This window comes from Undibacterium sp. RTI2.2 (genome assembly GCF_035018705.1).
In the GTDB taxonomy this organism is placed as follows: Bacteria; Pseudomonadota; Gammaproteobacteria; order Burkholderiales; family Burkholderiaceae_D; genus Undibacterium.
The window spans coordinates 39,370-60,435 of record NZ_JASJXN010000002.1; the positions used below are offsets into that span (position 1 = coordinate 39,370).

Below are 21,066 nucleotides of genomic sequence, written 5' to 3' on the forward strand. Positions count from 1 at the left end.
GATCATCAACTTTTAATCAGATCAATAATCCGCTCAATTTGAGACAAATTCAGATCAGGGTAAATCGGTAAACAAATCACCTCACTGGCAGCCTTGCTGGCAACTGGTAGATTAGTATGCAGGGCAGAAGGGATACTACGATACATTGGAAATTCGCTGATCAGCGGATAAAAATAACGTCGCGCATAAATTCCGGAATCACGCAATTTTTGATATAGCTCATCTCTTTTCAGCGGATAGTCTTGCTGAACCAAAATTGGAAAATACGAATAATTAGCAATGTCCTCACCAGCGTCAGGTACGCAATGGATACCAGCAATACCTACCAGCCCGCGCCGATAAGCTCTATCGACTTCCTTGCGCTGTTGCAGCGCATCATCGATACTTTTTAGTTGCAACAAGCCAAACGCAGCATTGATCTCACTCATCTTGCCGTTGATACCTGAGGCCACTACGGTTAATTCATCAACGAAACCAAAATTTTTCAGATGATCAATCCGATTTTTGGTTTTTGCATCGGGACAAATAATAGCGCCACCCTCAAACGTATTAAAAACCTTAGTCGCATGAAAACTCAAGACTGACAAATCACCATAATTCAATACGCTACCGCCTTTACATTGGACCCCAAAACTGTGAGCCGCGTCGTAAATTACTTTTAAATTATAGTCGTCTGCGATCTTTTGTATCCGGTCTACATCGCAAGGATGTCCATAGCAATGCACTGGCATAATCGCAGTAGTTGAGGTTGTAATTGCTGCTTCGATCTTGTCTGGATTCATATTAAGACTAACCGGATCAATATCGACAAAAACAGGTTTAATCCCATGCCACAACAAGGAGTGTGCCGTCGCTACAAACGAGTAAGGCGTAGTAATTACCTCCCCGCAAATTCGCAATGCCTGCAAGGCAGTTAATAACGCCAACGTGCCATTTGCAAACAGACACAAGTGTTTTACACCGAGATAATCACATAGCTCTTGCTCTAATTGCTGATGAAAAGGTCCACCATTAGTCAAAATTTTATTCGCCCAAATTTGCTCTAGGTACGGCATAAATTCCGCTAGTGGTGGCAGCAGAGGTTGCGTAACATAAATTGGGCGTGGTGGCGTGAAGTCACTCATAACTACTCCATTTTTTTGCGACATTCAATTCTGCTTCCTCAACGACAAAAGATTCTGCAGCTAAGCCCTTGCACCATCTCTGCCACATTATTTGCATCGCCCGGTCGAGACCTGCGGCGATAAGCTCAGGCTTAATCAACGGTGAGTTTCTCATCCTATCCCTTAAAGATGCTCTTAGTTGCGCCAATTCGTCCAAATGTTCAACCCAATACACACCCTCTTTAACGAATTCTTCATCATTAGATACGGCGCATCGCTGTAAACCAACATGAGATAAAAGTCCAATACCTGTCCGCGCAGACACGGTAGAACCCGCCTTGGTTAATGTCGGTACGCCCATCCAGAGTCCGTGGAGGGTGGTTGTCCCACCATTGTAGGGAAAAGTATCCAGGCAAATATCAATCTTTTGCAATTGTTTAAGATACAAAGTCATCCCGCACCGGCCAAAAAAGCTTAACCGATCGCGAGAAATCCCTCTGCTAGAGAAAGCATCAATCAAATGCTGAAAACTGGCGTCTTGTGGCATAGCGCCCAAAAACAACTTACTAGATGGCACTACGTTTAATAAGTTTGACCATACTTGAATCACATCATCCGTTATTTTCCCGATTCGATTAAAGCTCCCAAAAGTGACATAACCGTTTGTTAACGCAGGTAAATCATTTACTTCTGGAGATTCAGGCGACGGAGAAAACGGAGCAATCGCAGGTAGTCGCACTAATTTCTCCGAAAAAAGATGATCAAATTGTTCAGACGGCAAGCAGAATCGATCCGTCACAAAATAATCCATCGCACGCAAACCGGTCGTGCCTGGATAACCAATCCAGCTTATCTGAATTGGTGCGGGCTTGCGGGCAAATAATGTCAATCTGTTTAACGATGTGTGCCCTGACAGATCTATTAAAATATCGATTTTGTCGGCAACAATTTGTTTAAATGTCCAATCGTCACTCTTCAGGTGTATTTTTTTCCATTGATGAAAGTAGAATTTCAACTTGGCGGTATCTTTATCATCTTCATCATTATTATAGTAAGCGTGTAACTCAAGAGACTGGTACTTGTGCAGGTGCTCCAAGATCGGACTAATAAAGGTAGCAACGGCATGATTGTAAAAATCACCCGAAACAAAGCCGACTCTTAGAGGACGATCACTGTTTTTATCATTAGCATGTTTTGACCAGGTTGATATCAGACTCGATTCAAAACGCTCACCAAAACGCAAATGCTCCGCAAACAATGCGGTTGGAGTGACATGAGTCGCCTCACTGAGCAAGAATAACAAAGCAGTATTTGCGTAGTGATCCTTGGGATCGAGCTCTAACGCCCTTCGAAGAAATTGTTCTGATTCCTCTATCGGTTCTGCTAATAAAGTGCCTACGACGCCTAAGCATCGGCAAGCAGCGCTCATTTTAGGATTATGAATCAAGGCTTTTCTAAAACAATCTTGGGCATCTAAATACCGACGTTTTTCTAGATACACCGTACCTAAGTTATTGTAAGCCGAGGCAAAATCTGGCTTCAGCGCAATAGCTCGTTGCAGATGATCTGATGCTAGATCTAATTCTTCTAAGAGATGCAGAACTCCTCCCAGAGAATTGTGCGCCTCTGCCATGTCTGGTGCTAGCTTTAATGCCAGCATCGCTTCCGCTTTTGCTTCCTGCAAACGTTCGCTTTGTTTCAGCACATTAGCCAAATTGAGATGTGCTAAAGCAAACTCTGGCTTGTATTGAATTAAAGCCCGAAAACAAGACTCCGCCTCATCGAACTTGGATAGTGCAGCGAGTAAATTACCTAAATTATTGTATGCCTCCAACATCGCAGGATTCAAATTGATCGCTTGTTGGTAATGCTGTTCGGCTGAAGAGAAATTATTCATTTTCGCATACCCGAGAGCCAAATTAAAATGCGCAATCGGATCATTGGGCAAAATGCGTACTGCTTGTTGCATGGCAACTAAAGATGCCTCTTTGCGCTCAAGCTCCAGCAAAGCAATCCCTAAAAAGCGCCAGGCTAACCCATGCCTTGGATTTTTTTTTGTCAGCTTGCGTGCCAGACGCTCCACTTCTGAATAAATACCTTTCTCGTACAAATGAACGAGCTGACCCACTCCTTCAGACGGAATGAAGGATTTTTTTGAAGTCAGAGGTCGCGTCTTTGGGATATACAAATTCGGCAGATTATCTGCTATTGGCGGATCGTTATCCGTTTTTTGATCTGACTCAGAGGCAGTCAGGTGATCAGTGGTATCTCTTAAAAAATGCGCCCGCAAGTTCAGCGCCTCAGCGACAACACTCTCTTCACCTAATGACTTTAAAATTGCGATATAGGACGACCAATATGAGCCAGTCGCCGGAGACGCCTGGATAGCGCGCTCAAAATAAGCCAGCGCATTAAGTTGATCGTCTTGCAAAAGCTTCAATTGCCCGGCCTGGAAATTGGCGTCTGCATGCTCGGGCGCATGCGTCAAGATCAGCTCATAGCACTCCTCCGCCTTCAAAAGATTACCGCTTTGCCTGCACTGCTGTGCCATTGCCATTAGTTGATCTAGCGCTTGAGCTAAAGCTTGCTCAGGCGAAGTGAGTTCACTAAGCTCCACTTCATTTTCACTACTCATGACAAGACTTGGCTCACGTTTGATTTCCTTTTATACCAGTGAAAAAATGATGCTCAGTAAAGCTACCGAATAATTAATAGCCACCGTAAGATATAAGTGAATTTGCGTCGCTGCATGTGTTCGCAATTACTAATGGCGACTGCTCAATCCACAGATACTCCCCCACTATTTTCTTAAAATACACCTTATAGACCAATTAATACCTAGACAACTTTTAATACACCCATAGAGTATTAAATTACGGGGATAAACATCAGCAATAAATTTAAGTGAATTAGCTAAGTTCTCGATGACACAATAATATTGTCATCGCCGGACTGTCTTATACAAATTCTAATAAATGGTCAGTATTAACATTAACAATGGCAAATTGATATTAAAGCTAAGGCAGCGAACTTTGGTTTAACTTTCCAAAACGCCTAAATGCATCGTCAGCAGAATTATTTAGATGAAGATTAGCAAAATTTATAGAAAATTCATCTTGAAAATAAGATCATTTTCACCCTCAAGTAATTCGAATTGATGCCGACTAGCGGGCGAGCAAATAAAACTTTACACCCTAAATAAAATATTTACTTGGGGAAATTCATTAAACTTTTTAAGCATCCGTCCGATACCTGATAACAACGGCGGTCCTGTAGTCTTAACAAGACAGACCAAAGTTTAAGGCCACTCGCCAGTTCAAATAACTTAGGTAAGGAGTATCACCATGGCTTCATATATTAATACCAATATTGCATCGCTCAATGCGCAACGCAATTTGACAACGTCCCAAAACTCCCTCGCGACTTCCTTGCAACGTTTGTCATCAGGCTTACGTATTAACAGTGCAAAAGACGATGCTGCGGGCTTGGCAATTTCTCAACGTCTGACATCGCAAATCGGTGGTTTGAACCAAGCGGTTCGTAATGCGAATGATGGTATCTCTTTAGCGCAAACGGCTGAGGGCGACTTAACGCAAATCGGCAATAACTTACAACGTATTCGTGACCTTGCTGTTCAGGCAGCCAACGGTTCTAACAGCGCATCTGACCGTGCTGCCATTAATAATGAATCCAACCAGCTGATTTCTGAAATCAACCGTGTTGCTGGCTCTTCTAACTTCAACGGCGTGCACTTACTTGATGGTAGCTTTACATCACAAGGCTTCCAAGTTGGTGCAAACGGTACATCAAACGATCAGATCAACATCGCATCCATCGCCAGCGCTAATTCTTCCTCTTTAGGCGTAGGTTCTAACTCTAGTTACTCTACAACACTTGCTGGCAGCACTAACGCGATTGGGGGCCTTAACTCCGGCGATCTGGCCATTAACGGCTTTAACGTTGGCGCAACTAGCTCTGATGGCGTATCCAGTGCAAACTCCAGTGGTAGCGCCATTGCAAAGGCCGCTGCAATTAATGCGGTAAGCGGTCAAACTGGTGTTACTGCCAGTGCGAATGCAACGACTGTGACAGGCACTGCAACTAGTGCTACTGCCGCAATCGCCGCTGGTGATATCAAAATCAATGGTGTCGATATTGGCGCACTCGCGGCGGCAGGCTCTGTCGCAGAACGCGGTGCTCAAGTAACCGCTGCAGTCAATTCAAAAACTAGCCAGACTGGTGTAACAGCAACCTTTGACAGCACGACAGGCGCCGTATCACTAACCGCATCAGATGCTAGAAATATTACCATCACAAAATCTGCCAACGCTGGCGCCAACGATACTAACACCGGTTTAACAACAGGCATTGCTGCTGCAACAGCTGGTATTAAAACAACCGTTGGTACAGTATCGTTGTCATCGACAAGCTCTGCTGGTATTACATTAGCAAATGGTGGAACAGGTACAACAAGTGGCACAACCATCACCGGAACTAACTTCTCACTTAGCGCAGGCGACATCAATATCAACGGTGTCGATATTGGCACCGTTGGCACTGCTGCAACTGCTACAGCGCAAGGTGTATTAATAGCTGCTGCAATTAATGCCAAGACATCACAAACTGGTGTTACCGCCACTAATACAGGAGGTGTTTTAACTCTTGCCGGAGCCCAAAGCGCTGGATTTACTGTTACGACAAAAGGTAATGCAACCCTTGCAAATACTGGTCTTGCAGTAGGTACGACGACAGTAGCTGGAGCTGGTGCCACAGCGTCTGGCTTAACTGCTGGTAACACAGCGGCAACAGCAACGGCAGGCGCAGGCCTCTCTTCACTGGATTTGACCACAGCATCGGGTGCAACGTCTGCTTTGGCAACCATTGATGCTGCTCTGGCATCGGTCAATAGCTCACGTGCGTCCTTGGGTGCGTATCAAAACCGTTTTGCCTCTGCTGTCAGCAGCTTGCAAACAACGGCAGAGAATTTGACTACTTCCCGTAGCCGTATTCAGGATACTGACTTCGCTGCTGAAACTGCTAACTTGACACGTGGTCAAGTATTGCAACAAGCAGGTACAGCGATCTTGGCACAGGCAAATGCCTTGCCACAGGGTGTGTTGGCTCTGTTGCGTTAATCAATGGCAGGGGTTTAACTCTTCATTGAAAAGTGCAATCCCCTGGTCATTTTTTGACCAGGGGAATTTTACTTAAAGGAAACAATCATGGATGCTCTTTCGACTGGTAATCAACTACCATCAGGGCAAACTGTCTCAGATCGTCCCCCATCTGGCAACATCGCCCCGACATCTAATGCCAAGGCAGCAACGCCGCTAGATACATCACTAGCAGTTACTCCTGCGGGCAAAACGCAAGCAACCAGAGAACAGGTTGAGGCTGCGGTGAAAGATATTAATAAATCACTTCAATCTAGTTCACAAGGCTTAGAATTTAGTATTGATCCAGACTCTAAGCATGTTGTGGTCAAACTCATTGATCAGCAGACCAAACAAGTTCTGCGCCAGATACCAAATGAGGAAGTGCTGGAAATTTCTAAGTCTCTGGATAAACTTCAGGGACTATTGATCAAACAAAGCGCCTGAAATGCTAAAAACGTTCAGTTTTGAAATAGGCAGGTAAATCCCCTTCTAAAGTCTGGTTTGCTTTTGCCGATAACTAGATATAGTAGTTTCTTGTAAAGGGGAATCAGGTGTCCATTCAATCCACGGGTATAGGCTCAGGCCTTGATGTTAATTCACTTGTAAGTAAGCTGATGCAAGTGGAAAGTCAGCCGTTAACCAGCTTGGCAACTAAACAAGCGAGTTACCAAGCCAAAGTTTCTGCCTATGGCACTCTGAACAGTGCGCTAAGCTCATTCCAAAGTGCAGTGTCAAATTTAAGCAAGCCATCTGTATTTCAGTCTTTGACTGCCACATCAAGCGACTCTACGATTATATCTGCGACCGCTGCTGCATCAGCTACAGCTGGGACATATAATATCGCGATAAGTCAGCTGGCACAAAGTCAAAGTATTTCCAGCGTGGGTCAGGCTAGTTCTTCAGACGCAATTGGAACAGGCGCATCAACCACGGTGTCGTTCCAGCTTGGTACGATCACTGGCACTGCTACCAACGGCACCTACAGTGGTGCGACGTTTGCACAAGATACAACTCAAACAACGGGTACCATTACTATTGATAGCACGAACAATTCGCTGCAAGGCATCCGCGATGCGATCAATACGGCTGGCGTAGGTGTCACGGCATCGATTGTTGGTGATGGTAGCGCGACGCCTTACCACTTGGTACTCAACTCAAGCAAAACCGGTGTAGCTTCCAGCTTAAAAATTAGTTCAACCGGTGATGCTACGATAGCCAATCTACTTAATTATGACCCGTCGGGAACGCAAAATTTTACTGAAATCAGTAATGCTCAAAATGCCAACCTGAAAGTCAATGGGATAAATATCACCAGCGCGGCAAATACAGTCACTAGTTCACTACCGGGTGTTACTCTCAACTTAACCAAAGTAGGATCAACAACAGTTTCGGTAACGACTAACTCAGGTTCGGTACAAAATGGCGTCAATAGTTTCGTACAAGCATATAACGCTCTCAATGCAACAATTACCAGTCTTACCGCCTACAATAGCAGCACACAAAAAGGTGGCCTGCTATTGGGCGACTCGACAACTCAAAGTGTTCAAAATCAAATCCGTAACTCCCTGTCTGCCTCAGTCAACGGCTTGGGTGGTGGCTTAACTACATTATCCCAAATCGGCGTGTCGTTCCAAAAAGATGGTTCTTTATCACTTGACTCTACAAAGTTAAGCACTGCATTGACGAATAATTTTAGCGATGTAGGAGGTTTGTTCGCTTCTATCGGTAAGACCAGCGATAGTTTGACTAGTGTTGCAGGTTCTACCTCTGCGACAAAAGCAGGGACTTATGCGCTGAACGTCACTCAACTTGCTACTCAAGGCAGCTTGACGGGCGATCTTGCTTTGCCAGCCACAACGACGATTGATCCAAGTACAACTCTGAGCGTAACGTTAAATAATCTGAATGCCAGTGTTGCCATACCTGCAGGTAGTTATACGCCTGCGCAATTAGCTACCGCTGTGCAAACAGCCATCAATACTACATCAGCATTTTCGGCCATCGGATCAACTGTCAAAGCGAGTATCAATAATAGCGGGCAATTAATATTGCAATCGACTAATTATGGTTCAGCGTCTAATGTGGCAATAGCGGACGGTACCGGTACCGGAGCCGCTAGTCTCACTGGAACACAATTAACTGGTACGGCAGGGTTAGACGTTGCTGGCACTCTTAATGGCTCGCAAGTCAGCGGATCAGGGCAAACCTTGACTGGTGTGGTCGGGACGAATACTGAGGGGCTAAAAATACTGGTAGCAGGTGGTTCGGTTGGCGATAGAGGCACCGTCAATTATTCGATTGGATATGCCAGCAAATTGACCAGTCTGCTGAATGGATTTTTGGGAAGCTCAGGAACGATCGCAAGCTCCACTGATGGCGTCAATCGAAGTCTGAAAGATCTCAGCAAACAAACAGACGATCTGAACAGTCGCCTGATCGATATCGAAGCGCGTTACCGCGCCCAATTTACAGCCTTGGATTCGATCATTAGCAGTTTAAATAGCACCAGTACATTTTTAACCCAGCAGTTATCGGCACTAACAGGCAGCTCAAAATAATTACTACGCGAATTTTTTTGATTAACAAAAACAATTCAACGTATAAATCGAAGCTCAAAAGAGGAATCTACCATTATGTTTGGCTCATCACAGACTCGCGGTGCTAATGCCTACGCAAAAGTTGGAATGGAAACTGGTGTCATTGCAGCCAGTCCACATACACTGATTGTCATGCTGTTTGACGGTGCGATCACGGCCATTTCTAATGCATTGCAAAATCTTGAAGCGGGTAATATTGCCGCTAAAGGTCAATCCATTTCCAAAGCAATTTCGATTATCGAAAATGGTCTGCGCGCAAGTCTGGATAAAAAAGTCGGTGGTGAAATTGCTCTCAGTCTCGACTCACTTTATGCCTATATGGGCAATCAGTTATTAGTTGCTAATTTAAAAAATAAAGCAGAAATATTAATTGAAGTACGCGATTTACTTCGCGATTTAAAAACTACCTGGGAAGCAATCGCTCCATTAGCGGCAACTGCCGAATCAGAAACAGTCAGGCTGCCACAGCAGGTAGATGCACTTGCTCCTCGCTCATCCAAATTTCTTGAGGCTTGATGCAAATGGATAGCATGAAAATGATGTCGATTTACGAAAATGTTGCCCATATAACGGACCAAATGCTTAACGCTGCCCGAATAGGTGATTGGGATTTATTGGCTAAATTGGAGAATGATTGCTCCTCGCAAGTACAAACTTTGAGAGCAAATGAAGTAAGTGCAGAACTTCCACCAGATTTACGCAATAAAAAAATTCAGATCATTAAAAAAATCCTGGCTGACGATAAAGAAATCAGAGATTTAACTGAACCTTGGATGGCGCAATTAGCTAATTTAATGAAAAGTTCTGAATCCAGTCGTAAGCTCTCAAAAGCCTACGGCGCTAGCCGAACAGGCTAACGGCTATCATGTTGCCGGGGATTGATAACCTGCCAAGACCCGCATCCAATACAGAGGCGTTATCTGCGGCGGCCTCTGTTGGAGGGATTAAGCAAGATGTTGTTTCTAAGCTAGATCAATTAGTCATTGGTAAGCAAGTGCAAGGCGAAGCGCTGTCCCGTTTAAATGACGGGACTTTTTTTGTCAAAATCGCCGGTGTGACAGCGAGAATGGCGCTGCCGGACGATACCAAGCCCGGTGACAAATTGGCTCTGACTCTGCTCGCACTAAACCCGAGGCCAACCTTCCTGCTTGGTAGTGGAGACAATGCGATTACGACTACTGCCTCATTCTCAAGGCAAGATTTAATCGGGAAAATGTTGCAAGATGTAGGGCAACAAAACTCGATTTCCACCTCATCTAAATTACCTGTCGCAGCAGAAGATACCGCCAGGGCCGCGTTAGGACTGCTTGAGCAATATACCAGTACACCCACTAATTTAAGCACCGCTGGAAAACTGATTAATAGTATTTTGCAAGCAGCGCAACAACAAAACCTGCAACAAGGTGCGCCACTCACATTGGTCGGTAAAACTGCATTAGCACAGGACCCCAGTACCTTCGCATCACCTGAAAAATTAGCCGCCAACTTGCAGCAAGCAATATCATCCAGCGGCTTATTTTATGAATCTCATGTTGCTGATTGGGCGCAAGGCAAAATGTCTCTCAGTGACCTGATGCGGGAACCTCAGGCACAACAAGCGACGCAGCAAACAAGTCAGACAACTGATGTCAACACCTTGATGAACAAAATGGCTGACAATTCCAGCTTGGCACAAATTATTCATTTACAACTGGACACCTTAGAACAACAAAAAATAACGTGGCAAGGTAATTTATTACCTGGCATGCCAATGGAGTGGGAAATCGTAAAGGATGACAGTCAGCAAACATCAGCACAAGCAGAGGCTGTCCCGTCCTGGCAAAGTGCTGTGCGTTTTGAACTGCCCACACTGGGAGCAATCTCTGCAAAAATAAGCTTGCAAGGAAATCATTTACAGTTTTATTTACGTGCCAGTAATCCAGAAAGCGCCACGTTATTACAAAGCCATGTCAGTGCGCTGGCCGATTCTATTGAACTAGCTGGCTCTCAGCTTGACTCTTTCTCTATTAAACACGATGACAACGCCTAAGTCAGCGCCAAAATCGGAAGTGTCATCGCCAGCATCGACATCAACGATCAAACCAACGACACAAAATGCGGTTGCGATCGCTTACGAGACAGGCAGCTCTGCACCAAAAATTGTGGCTAAAGGTAAGGGAGTAATCGCGGAGCAAATTATTGCACGTGCAAAAGAGCATGGGGTGTACGTGCATCAATCCAAAGAGCTGGTTTCTTTGTTAATGAAAGTAGAGTTAGATCAAGATATACCGCCAGCACTGTATCGCGCTGTTGCAGAACTGCTCGCTTGGCTTTACCATATAGAATCTGGAAATTCGGCGTCTGCTTTACCCCCACCAAAAGGGTAAAGTAAGCAATTCACCTACTCTCTAAAATTATACTAAGAACATGCAATCCTCACCTCCAGTACTAGGCACCGAAAATCAGAGCCCCTACCAAGTTGACTCACGTCGCGAGATCATTGCATTGTTGCGTGGTTTAAAAGAGGGCAATCAGTTGATTAGTATGATGATTAACGGGGGTACAGAAGTTTTTATCACCTCCATCCTTGATGTAGATGATAGTAACAACACATTAATTATTGATAGCGCACCAAGCCAACTAGCCAATCAACGTATTGTAGAAGCGCCGCGAGTGTCGTTTGAAGGCCTGTTAGATAGAATCAGCATTCAGTTTTCATCTACTGGTGTCCAGCGAGAGACGTTTGAAAATCGTCCTGCACTGCAATTCGCGATACCCGTGAGTGTAATCCGCCTTCAACGCCGTGAGTATTATCGTATCAACACACCACTGTCCAACCCTATTCGCTGTGCGATCTCCATAGATACAGATCTTGGCACTGAAACTGCGAAGTTTTCTCTGGTCGATATCAGTTGTGGTGGTATTGCAATACTGGATGACAGAAAATTATTAGATAGCGAAATCGGTACGATCTATAAGCATTGCAAAGTTGATTTCCCTGATATCGGCTTAATCGACACTACTTTGCAAATCAGGAACGCCCAGGACTTAATCCTGCTCAATGGCAAGACCAATCGTCGACTTGGTTGCCAATTTTTAAATATGTCTAATACGGTATTAGCAAGTATTCAACGCTACATCATGAAGTTGGAAAGAGAACGTAATTCTAAAATAAACGGCACGCGATAATGTTTTTGTAAATAACTTAACCGCATCCCAATAAAAATCCCCGTCAAAAGCGGGGATTTTTATTGGGATGCGGTTAAGTCATGTATGCAGACTCGAACTAAAATCAAACAAGCCAATATCAGATCGAGGCCGCACTTTGCAGACACCGAGGTGTCTCACGTTATGATTTATACCAAGTCAAAGCGATCAAGATTCATCACTTTGGTCCAAGCCGCAGCGAAGTCATTGACAAACTTTTGCTGCGAATCACTAGAGGCATAGACTTCTGCTAAAGAGCGTAGCTGGGAGTTGGAGCCGAATACAAGATCAACAACCGTACTTGTCCATTTGATCTCTCCCGTTGCTCTATCATGCCCTTCTAACACGCCGGCCGATGCGGCGGACTTCTGCCATTTCGTGCCCATGTCGAGCAAGTTCACAAAGAAGTCATTCGTTAAAGTCTCAGGACGCTTGGTAAATACACCGTGTTTGGCATGTCCGATATTAGCATCCAGAACCCGTAAACCACCGATCAACACGGTCAATTCTGGCGCAGTCAGTCTCATCAACTGTGCTTTATCGATCAATAGCTCTGCCGCTAACCCCTCCAGACCTTTACGGATGTAGTTACGGAAACCATCTGCCGCAGGTTCCAATACAGCGAAAGATTCCACATCGGTTTGATCCTGAGTAGCATCCATACGACCAGGCGTAAAAGGAATTGTCACATCGTTACCAGCCTTTTTAGCCGCAGCCTCAACCGCAGCAGAGCCACCTAGGACAATCAGATCAGCGAGTGAAATCTTCTTGCCACCAGATTGTGATGCATTGAACTCATTCTGAATCGCTTCTAATTTAGCAAGTACTGTCGCCAGTTCAGCTGGCTGATTTACTTCCCAATCTTTTTGTGGTGCCAGACGAATACGTGCTCCGTTAGCACCGCCGCGTTTGTCACTACCACGGAATGTTGAGGCAGATGCCCAAGCGGTATTCACCAGTTGAGAAATCGACAGACCAGAACTGAGCAGCTTCGCTTTTAGTGCGACGATGTCCTGCTGTTCGACTAATTTGTGATCGACAGCGGGAATAGGATCTTGCCAGATCAACTCTTCTTTCGGTACTAATAGGCCAAGGTAGCGAGTAATTGGCCCCATATCACGATGTGTCAGCTTGAACCATGCACGGGCAAAAGCATCTGCAAACTCGTGCGGATTTTGCATAAAGCGGCGCGAGATTTTTTCGTAAGCCGGATCCATACGCATCGCCATGTCCGCAGTGGACATCATTGGCGCGTGACGAATACTTGGATCGTGCGCGTCTGGCACGGTGCCAGCGCCTGTGTCGCCCTTCGGTTTCCACTGCTGCGCACCAGCCGGGCTCTTAGTCAATTCCCATTCGTAGCCGAACAGGGTCTCAAAGTAGCCGTTGTCCCACTTAATCGGATTAGGTGTCCATGCGCCCTCAAGACCGCTGGTAATTGTGTGTACGCCTTTGCCGCTACCGAAGCTATTCTTCCAGCCCAGACCTTGCTCCTCGATACCTGCGCCCTCTGGTTCAGCGCCAACATACTCGCCCGGATCAGCAGCGCCATGGGTCTTACCAAAGGTATGACCGCCAGCGGTAAGTGCGACAGTTTCTTCATCGTTCATCGCCATGCGGGCAAAGGTATCGCGGATATCTCGTGCCGAACCGAGAGGATCTGGATTGCCGTTCGGGCCTTCAGGATTGACGTAAATCAAACCCATCTGTACCGCAGCGAGTGGGTTTTCTAACTCACGGTCACCGGTGTAACGCTGATCATCCAACCACTTGCCTTCTGATCCCCAGTAGATGTCTTCTTCTGGCTCCCAAATGTCAGGGCGTCCGCCGGCAAAGCCAAAAGTTTTAAAGCCCATGGACTCCAATGCGACGTTACCGGTCAGGACGAATAAATCAGCCCAAGACAGGTTGCGACCGTATTTTTGTTTGATAGGCCAGAGTAGGCGACGTGCCTTATCGAGATTGCCATTATCAGGCCAGCTGTTCAATGGAGCGAATCGCTGTGAACCAGAGCCTGCACCCCCGCGACCATCAGTCACGCGATAAGTACCGGCAGCATGCCATGCCATACGAATAAAGAAAGGACCGTAGTGACCATAATCCGCTGGCCACCAGTCTTGTGAATCCGTCATCAGCGCGGTTAAGTCCTTGACGACCGCGTGCAGATCAAGCGTTTTAAACGCCTCAGCATAATTAAACTCTTCATCCATAGGATTGGACTTGGAAGAATGCTGATGCAAAATATTGAGTTTTAATTGATTGGGCCACCAGTCTGAGTTCGATGGTGCGCCTTTAGCCACGGTGTGTTTGCCAGCGCCACCCGAAAACGGGCATTTTGCTTCATTTGACATGGTTATCTCCTTGATTGATTAAATATCTACTACCAAATTGATTCTAGAGATCGAATATTGATAGGTCAACTCAATTTAAATTATGTAATCGATTAGTTTTAACTATGAAAACTGGATTAACGACATACTAAGACCAATTAAGACAAATTTTCGACACGTCTCTTCAAACTCATCGCACTATGTCATCCAAAGAAACCAGAACCATCTTACCAACACCCCTTACAACCTTAATTAGCTGCTGTGCTGATTGAGCTAGGAATAAGAAAGCTAATACTGTTGACAGCGATTTATAGTATGCCAAATTCAACTCAGGCGTTTATTGATGCTACTTCTACCGCCAAACAACGATGACAAACGAAAAAAATCCCCGCATAAACGGGGATTTGAGGGATGTATTTTTGGGATTGCGAATGTTAAGAACTAAGATTCCTCAGACAACTTTTAAGCTAAAATTGTCCGATTTAAATGCAATATACTCAATACAGTATATTTAATTGTCCAATTAAAACCTCATCAACGAGGCAATTTATCGACATACTCCCCTTATTTTTATGTTTAGCATACATCACCGACAGTTCGCATGTAGCAAAATCCACCAGCTTATATTTGCATATTCATAATGTCATGATAGGCTGAAACCAGCCTGTTTCTGACCTGCACCGCCGCCTGAAAAGAGATATTGGCTTTTTGCATGGAAATCATGACGTCAGATAAACCGACGTTGTCGCTACCCATCGTAAATTGCTTACCGACTTCTTCCGCCTTGGCGCCAGTAGCATTGACTTGATCAAGAGCACCTTTAAGAGCATCTGCAAAATCCAGTTTTGCCGGAGCAGTGCTTGCACCTGCGCTCAAACCTACGCTCGCACCTGTGCCAGCAACCGGCGCAGACGATTCCATCCGTGCTGCGGCGGCTTTTAATTGCGCCACCATTGCCGTAATTTGGCTATTATCGATTCCACCTATTTTCATCACTGACTCCCAAACAATCCATCCACAATAGATCCGTATTTGATCCTGTCCTTCATTCTGTACTAACCTGAGAAGATGTAAAAACAGCGTAGGCTGGCCACATCATCCACCGCGTTACCTTAACACCGCTTACAAATCACATAACTTTGATAAGAAGGTGTAAAGACAGCTTCTTCTTAAGATTGATTTTCAAAAAGAACAGCACAATCGCTATCAAGGAAAAAACCATATATGCATCAAAATATTCATCTATGGTTAAAACAAATTTAAACGGATTTGATATGCAGCAGATTTTTTTGAAACAAGCTCACTACAAGGCACGCCATGGCAACCGCGAATGAAACTATGCTGGGCGGCGGTGGCATCTCCCCTGCGCCCGCAACTGTATCACCGGCATTCCCTACTATTTTGGGTATCCCACAGACACCTGGGATGAGGACCGTTTTGTTATCTGTAGGTGTCGCGATTACCTTAGCGATCATGGTTGGCGTCTGGCTATGGAGCCAAACTCCCGATTACAAAGTCTTGTTTTCTAACTTCACTGACAGAGATGGCGGCGCAATTGTCGCCTCACTACAACAGATGAACGTGCCGTATAAATATTCCGATGGCGGCGGCGCGATTCTGGTCCCGGCCAACCAAGTCCATGATGCACGTCTAAAATTGGCGGCGCAAGGTTTGCCAAAAGGCGGCAATGTCGGCTTTGAATTAATGGAAAACCAAAAATTAGGTATTTCTCAATTTTTAGAACAAGTTAATTTTCAACGGGCACTAGAAGGCGAATTAGCACGCTCGATTCAAGCCATTTCCGCAGTGCAAGCGGCGCGCGTGCATCTGGCGATGCCAAAATCCTCGGTTTTTATCAGAGAACAACAGAAACCAACCGCCTCTGTCTTACTAAATTTATACCCTGGGCGCACTCTCGATCAGCAGCAAGTCAGCGCGGTACTGCATCTGGTTGCCAGCAGCGTACCTGAACTGGTCGCGGCCAATGTCACCATCGTCGATCAAAACGGTAATTTGCTCTCTGACCCTAACAAGCAAATGGCCAATAACGGTCTTGATCCGGCACAACTCAAATACGTGCAAGATTTTCAGCAAAATATCATCAAGCGGATAGAGTCTATTGTCACGCCTATCGTTGGCCCCAACAATGTCAGAGCAGAAGCAACTGCCGATATCGACTTCTCGCGCACCGAACAAGCAGCCGAAACTTATCGCCCTAATTCACCGCCAGAGGCTTCTACCATCCGCAGCGTGCAGTCGAATGAAAGCTATAACAAGACAGCGAATGCGTCGGGCATTCCAGGTGCATTGACAAATCAGCCACCAGTGCCAGCCATCGCCCCGATTACTGCCAGCGCAGCGGCAGCGGCTAGCAATGCGGCGGCTAGCGGTCTGGTGCAAAAAGACTCGACCGTAAATTACGAGGTCGATAAAACCTTGCGCTACACTCAACAGCCTATGGGTGGCGTTAAGCGCATCTCAGTAGCGGTCGTAATTAACTACAAGAGCGAGACAGACAAAAATGGCAAAGTCACGACCAAACCATTAAGCGATATAGAAAAAACTCAACTAACTGATCTGATCAGAGAAGCCATGGGATTCAACAAAGATCGTGGCGATACGCTGAATGTTGTCAACAGCCCATTTGCCGGACCACAAAAAGAAACTATAGTAGAAGCACCGCTATGGAATCAGCCAGATATGTTGCAAATGGCAAAAGACATCGGTAAATATATTTTGACTGGGCTTGTGCTGCTATATCTGTTCTTTGGTTATCTGCGCCCGATGCTCTACAAAATTATGGGCAAAGAAACCAAAACCAAGGCACAAAAAGCCGCAGAAGCACGGGCAAAAGAGCGGGAAGAAGCCGCAGAATTAGCCGCTCAGGAAGAGGAAGAAGCCGCGATCGTTAACCTGTCGAAATCAAATGAAGAGACGGCCAACGCAGCAAAACAAAGTTCTGGTTACGATATCAATCTGGACATGGCAAAGCAATTGGCTAGCAGTGATCCTAAAATCGTAGCAAATGTGATTAAAACATGGGTGAGCAATGAGTGACGACGGCGTACAAAGAGCAGCAACACTGATGCTGGCACTGGGTGAAGATGGTGCGGCAGAAGTCATGAAGTACCTTGGCCCGCGCGAGGTACAAAAAATCGGTGCCGCCATGGCGACCATCGGTGCGATTCCACATGAAAGTATTGCCAAAGTGCTAGAGCAGTTTAAAGCGGCAGCTGACATCAGTTCATCAGTCGGTCTGGACTCGGATGAATACATCCGCAATGTACTGACCAAGGCCTTGGGTGACGACAAAGCATCCTCCCTGCTCAACCGTATTCTGGGTGGCAAGGATGCCAGCGGGATAGAAAGTCTGAAATGGATGGACTCCCCGTCAGTCGCCGATCTGATCAAGAACGAACATCCACAAATTATTGCAACCATCCTGGTGCATCTGGAAAGTGATCAGGCATGCGAAATTTTAAATAACTTTACCGAGCGTTTGCGTAATGACGTCGTACTGCGTATTGCAACGCTGGACGGTATCCAGCCAGCAGCTCTGCGCGAATTAAATGATGTACTGACTAAACTCCTCACCGGCAATGAGAGTCTGAAGAAAAAATCTATTGGTGGCGTGCGTGCAGCAGCAGAAATTCTCAACTTTATGAGTGGCGATAATGAAGCCTCAGTGATGGAGAATTTACGCAAATATGATGGCGATATGGCCGAAAAAATCATGGATGAGATGTTTGTCTTCGATAACATTCTGGAGATTGACGACAAAGGCATACAGTTGCTGCTGCGCGAAGTACAGTCCGATTCTCTGATCATCGCACTCAAAGGTGCCAACCCTGACATGCGGGAAAAAATCTTCAAAAATATGTCGCAACGTGCGGCAGAAATGATGCGCGAAGATTTAGAGTCCAAAGGGCCAGTTCGTCTGTCAGAAGTCGAAACCCAGCAAAAACAAATTCTCTTGATTGTGCGGCGTCTGGCGGACGAAGGCCAGATCATGTTAGGCGCAAAAGGCGAAGATTCGTATGTCTGATGTGACTGAAAAAATACCGCCAAAAAACCTCCCCAAGGGGCAGATGTCCGCTTTCCAGCGCTGGGAAATGGCATCCTTCGGCGATGAGCGTCCGGCCCATGTAGCAGAGCAACAAGTAGCTACCAACCTGGCCGCCAGAATCAATCGTGAAGAGCTGGCCAAGCTCAAAGAAATCACGAGCCGCGAAGCCTATGCAGCCGGTTACCAGGAGGCTTATCTGGTCGGATTACAAGAAGGCAAAGACGCTGGCTTCGCCGCCAGTAAAGCTGAGATTGATGTCCAGGTAGAACAGATGAAGCAACTAATCAGCAGCACTGCCGAGCAAATTTCTGCTGCCAGCGCAGTGATGGGTAAGGACTTGCTGAGTCTGGCGATAGAGTTGGCAGAGGCGATGTTAAAAGTGCGCATAGCGATTGATCCAGAAGTGATTTTGCCCATCGTGCAAGAAGCCATCGATCAACTGCCCTCGGTGCAGCAACCGGCGCAAATTATGGTCAACCCAGAAGACGCCGACATCTTAAAAAATCGCATCGGTGAAGAGTTAAGCAAAACTGGCTGGCGGGTCACTGCCGATTATCATATTGAACGCGGCGGCTGCCGTTTAGAAACCGGACAAAATAGTGTCGATGCGACTTTAGCCACACGCTGGGATCGCTTGACGGCCGTATTGAAAAAAACGACGGCTGAATAGGTTGACTTAAATTAAGGCTTCAATTCGGACTTAGATTTAATGGAGTAAATATATATACTCCCATTCCGTATATTTTAGTTGTCCATAAAAAGTCTGGGCAATACGGCATTTTTAGTAAAAATAATGGGGAGTATATTAAAACCATTGTTTTTTTAAGCTTCAATATTTGTCTTAGGACTAACGCAAAATTGTTCCGGCAAGGAGTGGCGACGAAGACCGCCTTTAACCCAGATTTTCAATTGGAACAGCGACAAGTGTGCCTTTGGCGGACTGACTGGCTAGACGCGACGACGACGCAAGCTGCATCTTACTAGGAGGAGCAACAACGCCAGGCAGTTCGCCAAAGGCACACTTGTCGCTGTAGCGCTCGCACTCAAATCGCGGTGGTACTATTTCTCTGAACAGCGCATGCCGCCTGAGTTTCTACTAAGTGATAGCGGTCTAATGGAAAATCTGGGTTTAAGTACCAACGACGCAGCTAGGGCAGTTTTGAGTAAGCCCTGTATTTGAATAAACCGTAGTTTCATTGCTTAGTCATCACTCTCTTACATCAGCCAATAAAAACATCATGCAAGCAGCACTTTCAGACTCATGGCAAAAACTGCTTAGTAACGGCAAACAACAAATTGCCGATGTGAAGCCGATGCTGGTGTCCGGTCGCGTGACCAAAGTGACCGGTCTGGTGATGGAGGCGGTTGGCCTCAAGCTCCCGGTCGGCAGCGCCTGTACTGTTCACTTACAAGGTGGCGCCATCATTGATGCCGAAGTCGTCGGCTTTGATGGTGATCGTCTATTTTTAATGCCACATAGCGACCTAAGCGGCGTTACACCAGGCACACTGGTGTATGCCGAGGAGGATCAGTATCACGGCGACGCCAAGCACCCAAGACGCCGCCCCAGCGACCGCACCCGGCATTTGCCTGTCGGCTGGCAATTATTAGGTCGTGTTTTAGACGGTAACGGCAAACCTCTGGATACGCTAGGCCCGCTGATGACGACCGAATCCGCTCCGTTAGGCGCGCGGATTTACAACCCATTATTACGCTCGCCAATTACTGAAAAACTGGATGTCGGCGTGCGCGCGATTAATAGTATGTTGAGCGTCGGGCGCGGTCAGCGTCTTGGCTTGTTCGCGGGCTCTGGCGTCGGTAAAAGCGTATTACTTGGCATGATGGCGCGTTACACCACTGCTGACGTTATCGTGGTGGGACTGATTGGTGAACGTGGCCGGGAGGTTAAAGAATTTATCGAGCAAATTCTAGGGGAAGAAGGCCTCGCGCGCGCCGTCGTCGTTGCCGCACCGGCAGATGCACCACCCTTGCTGCGCTTACAAGGTGCGGCGTACGCGACGACCATTGCAGAGTATTTCCGTGACCAAGGCAAAAGTGTTTTGCTGATTATGGATTCACTTACCCGCTATGCCATGGCACAACGGGAAATCGCCTTGGCGATTGGCGAGCCACCAGCGACCAAAGGCTACCCGCCGTCGGTATTTGCAAAATTGCCGATTTTAGTTGAGCGCGCTGGTAATGGTGTGGATGGCGGCGGCTCTATCACCGCTTTTTACACCGTATTGACCGAAGGCGATGATCAGCAAGACCCGATTGCCGACGCAGCCAGAGCGATTCTTGACGGACATATTGTGCTGGACCGTGGTTTGGCAGAGAGCGGACATTACCCGGCGATTGATATTGAACAATCGATTAGCCGCGCCATGCATAGCATTACCTCGCCAGAACATCAAAAGTTAGCGCGCCGTCTTAAACAGCTGTATTCAAGATACCAGCGTAGCCGCGACCTCATCAGCGTCGGTGCGTATTCGGCCGGATCAGATCCACTGCTAGACGACGCGATTCGCCTGTATCCTCAAATTAATGCTTTTTTGCAACAAGATATCAATGAAAAATCCACCATACCCGAGAGCTTGCAGGGACTTTCTGCTCTGTTCGGGGGATAGA

16 protein-coding genes are annotated in these 21,066 nt (G+C 46.4%); 12 read left to right on the forward strand and 4 right to left on the reverse strand.

The genetic code is table 11. From position 1 onward, the window contains the following. Positions 1–5: 5 nt before the first annotated feature. A complete protein-coding gene (locus tag QN395_RS01295) occupies positions 6–1,124 on the reverse strand; it encodes a DegT/DnrJ/EryC1/StrS family aminotransferase (RefSeq protein WP_322118225.1) in 1,119 nt (372 codons plus the stop codon). Further along, a complete protein-coding gene (locus QN395_RS01300; protein WP_322118224.1) occupies positions 1,117–3,738 on the reverse strand; it encodes a tetratricopeptide repeat protein in 2,622 nt (873 codons plus the stop codon). The genes QN395_RS01295 and QN395_RS01300 overlap by 8 nt, the downstream gene beginning before the upstream one ends. Before the next feature lie 709 nt (positions 3,739–4,447). Between QN395_RS01300 and QN395_RS01305 the strand changes: the two genes are divergently transcribed. From QN395_RS01305 to QN395_RS01340, 8 genes are all read left to right on the forward strand, one after another. After that, positions 4,448–6,238 carry a flagellin gene (locus QN395_RS01305; RefSeq protein WP_322118223.1) on the forward strand — a complete coding sequence of 597 codons (1,791 nt, stop codon included), beginning with the start codon at positions 4,448–4,450 and terminating at the stop codon, positions 6,236–6,238. 87 nt (positions 6,239–6,325) lie between these two features. Beyond that, complete coding sequence (locus QN395_RS01310; RefSeq protein WP_322118222.1) at positions 6,326–6,703, forward strand: flagellar protein FlaG; 378 nt, start codon at positions 6,326–6,328, stop codon at positions 6,701–6,703. A 107-nt stretch (positions 6,704–6,810) separates the two neighbouring features. After that, a complete protein-coding gene (fliD, locus tag QN395_RS01315) occupies positions 6,811–8,817 on the forward strand; it encodes a flagellar filament capping protein FliD (protein ID WP_322118221.1) in 2,007 nt (668 codons plus the stop codon). 75 nt (positions 8,818–8,892) lie between these two features. Further along, entirely contained in the window at positions 8,893–9,372 is a 480-nt protein-coding gene (fliS, locus tag QN395_RS01320) for a flagellar export chaperone FliS (protein WP_322118220.1), read from the forward strand. Between the two features lie 5 nt (positions 9,373–9,377). Further along, positions 9,378–9,713 (forward strand): flagellar protein FliT, encoded by a 336-nt coding sequence (locus QN395_RS01325; protein ID WP_323491849.1) that lies wholly within the window; start codon positions 9,378–9,380, stop codon positions 9,711–9,713. Positions 9,714–9,721: 8 nt separating this feature from the next. Continuing rightward, positions 9,722–10,885 (forward strand): flagellar hook-length control protein FliK, encoded by a 1,164-nt coding sequence (locus QN395_RS01330; protein ID WP_322118218.1) that lies wholly within the window; start codon positions 9,722–9,724, stop codon positions 10,883–10,885. After that, entirely contained in the window at positions 10,872–11,222 is a 351-nt protein-coding gene (locus QN395_RS01335) for an EscU/YscU/HrcU family type III secretion system export apparatus switch protein (protein ID WP_322118217.1), read from the forward strand. The genes QN395_RS01330 and QN395_RS01335 overlap by 14 nt, the downstream gene beginning before the upstream one ends. Positions 11,223–11,262: 40 nt before the next feature. Continuing rightward, positions 11,263–12,024 carry a flagellar brake protein gene (locus QN395_RS01340; protein ID WP_322118216.1) on the forward strand — a complete coding sequence of 254 codons (762 nt, stop codon included), beginning with the start codon at positions 11,263–11,265 and terminating at the stop codon, positions 12,022–12,024. Between the two features lie 167 nt (positions 12,025–12,191). Here the strand turns inward: QN395_RS01340 and katG are convergent, their stop codons facing one another. Together katG and fliE are read right to left on the reverse strand one after the other, a co-directional pair. Beyond that, the gene (gene katG, locus QN395_RS01345) at positions 12,192–14,393 is read right to left on the reverse strand and encodes a catalase/peroxidase HPI (protein ID WP_322118215.1); all 2,202 of its coding nucleotides are present in this window, start codon (positions 14,391–14,393) and stop codon (positions 12,192–12,194) included. Between the two features lie 600 nt (positions 14,394–14,993). After that, positions 14,994–15,365 (reverse strand): flagellar hook-basal body complex protein FliE, encoded by a 372-nt coding sequence (fliE, locus tag QN395_RS01350; protein WP_322118214.1) that lies wholly within the window; start codon positions 15,363–15,365, stop codon positions 14,994–14,996. A gap of 345 nt (positions 15,366–15,710) precedes the next feature. Between fliE and fliF the strand changes: the two genes are divergently transcribed. The 4 genes from fliF (at position 15,711) to fliI (ending at position 21,065) form a co-directional block, all read left to right on the forward strand. After that, the gene (gene fliF, locus QN395_RS01355; protein WP_416200149.1) at positions 15,711–17,429 is read left to right on the forward strand and encodes a flagellar basal-body MS-ring/collar protein FliF; all 1,719 of its coding nucleotides are present in this window, start codon (positions 15,711–15,713) and stop codon (positions 17,427–17,429) included. After that, positions 17,422–18,417 carry a flagellar motor switch protein FliG gene (gene fliG / locus QN395_RS01360; RefSeq protein ID WP_322118213.1) on the forward strand — a complete coding sequence of 332 codons (996 nt, stop codon included), beginning with the start codon at positions 17,422–17,424 and terminating at the stop codon, positions 18,415–18,417. The genes fliF and fliG overlap by 8 nt, the downstream gene beginning before the upstream one ends. Beyond that, positions 18,410–19,108, forward strand: a complete 699-nt coding sequence (locus QN395_RS01365) for a flagellar assembly protein FliH (RefSeq protein ID WP_322118212.1) — start codon at positions 18,410–18,412, stop codon at positions 19,106–19,108. Before fliG ends, QN395_RS01365 begins: the two co-directional genes overlap by 8 nt. 643 nt (positions 19,109–19,751) lie before the next feature. After that, positions 19,752–21,065 (forward strand): flagellar protein export ATPase FliI, encoded by a 1,314-nt coding sequence (gene fliI, locus QN395_RS01370; protein ID WP_416200148.1) that lies wholly within the window; start codon positions 19,752–19,754, stop codon positions 21,063–21,065. Position 21,066 lies beyond the last annotated feature (1 nt).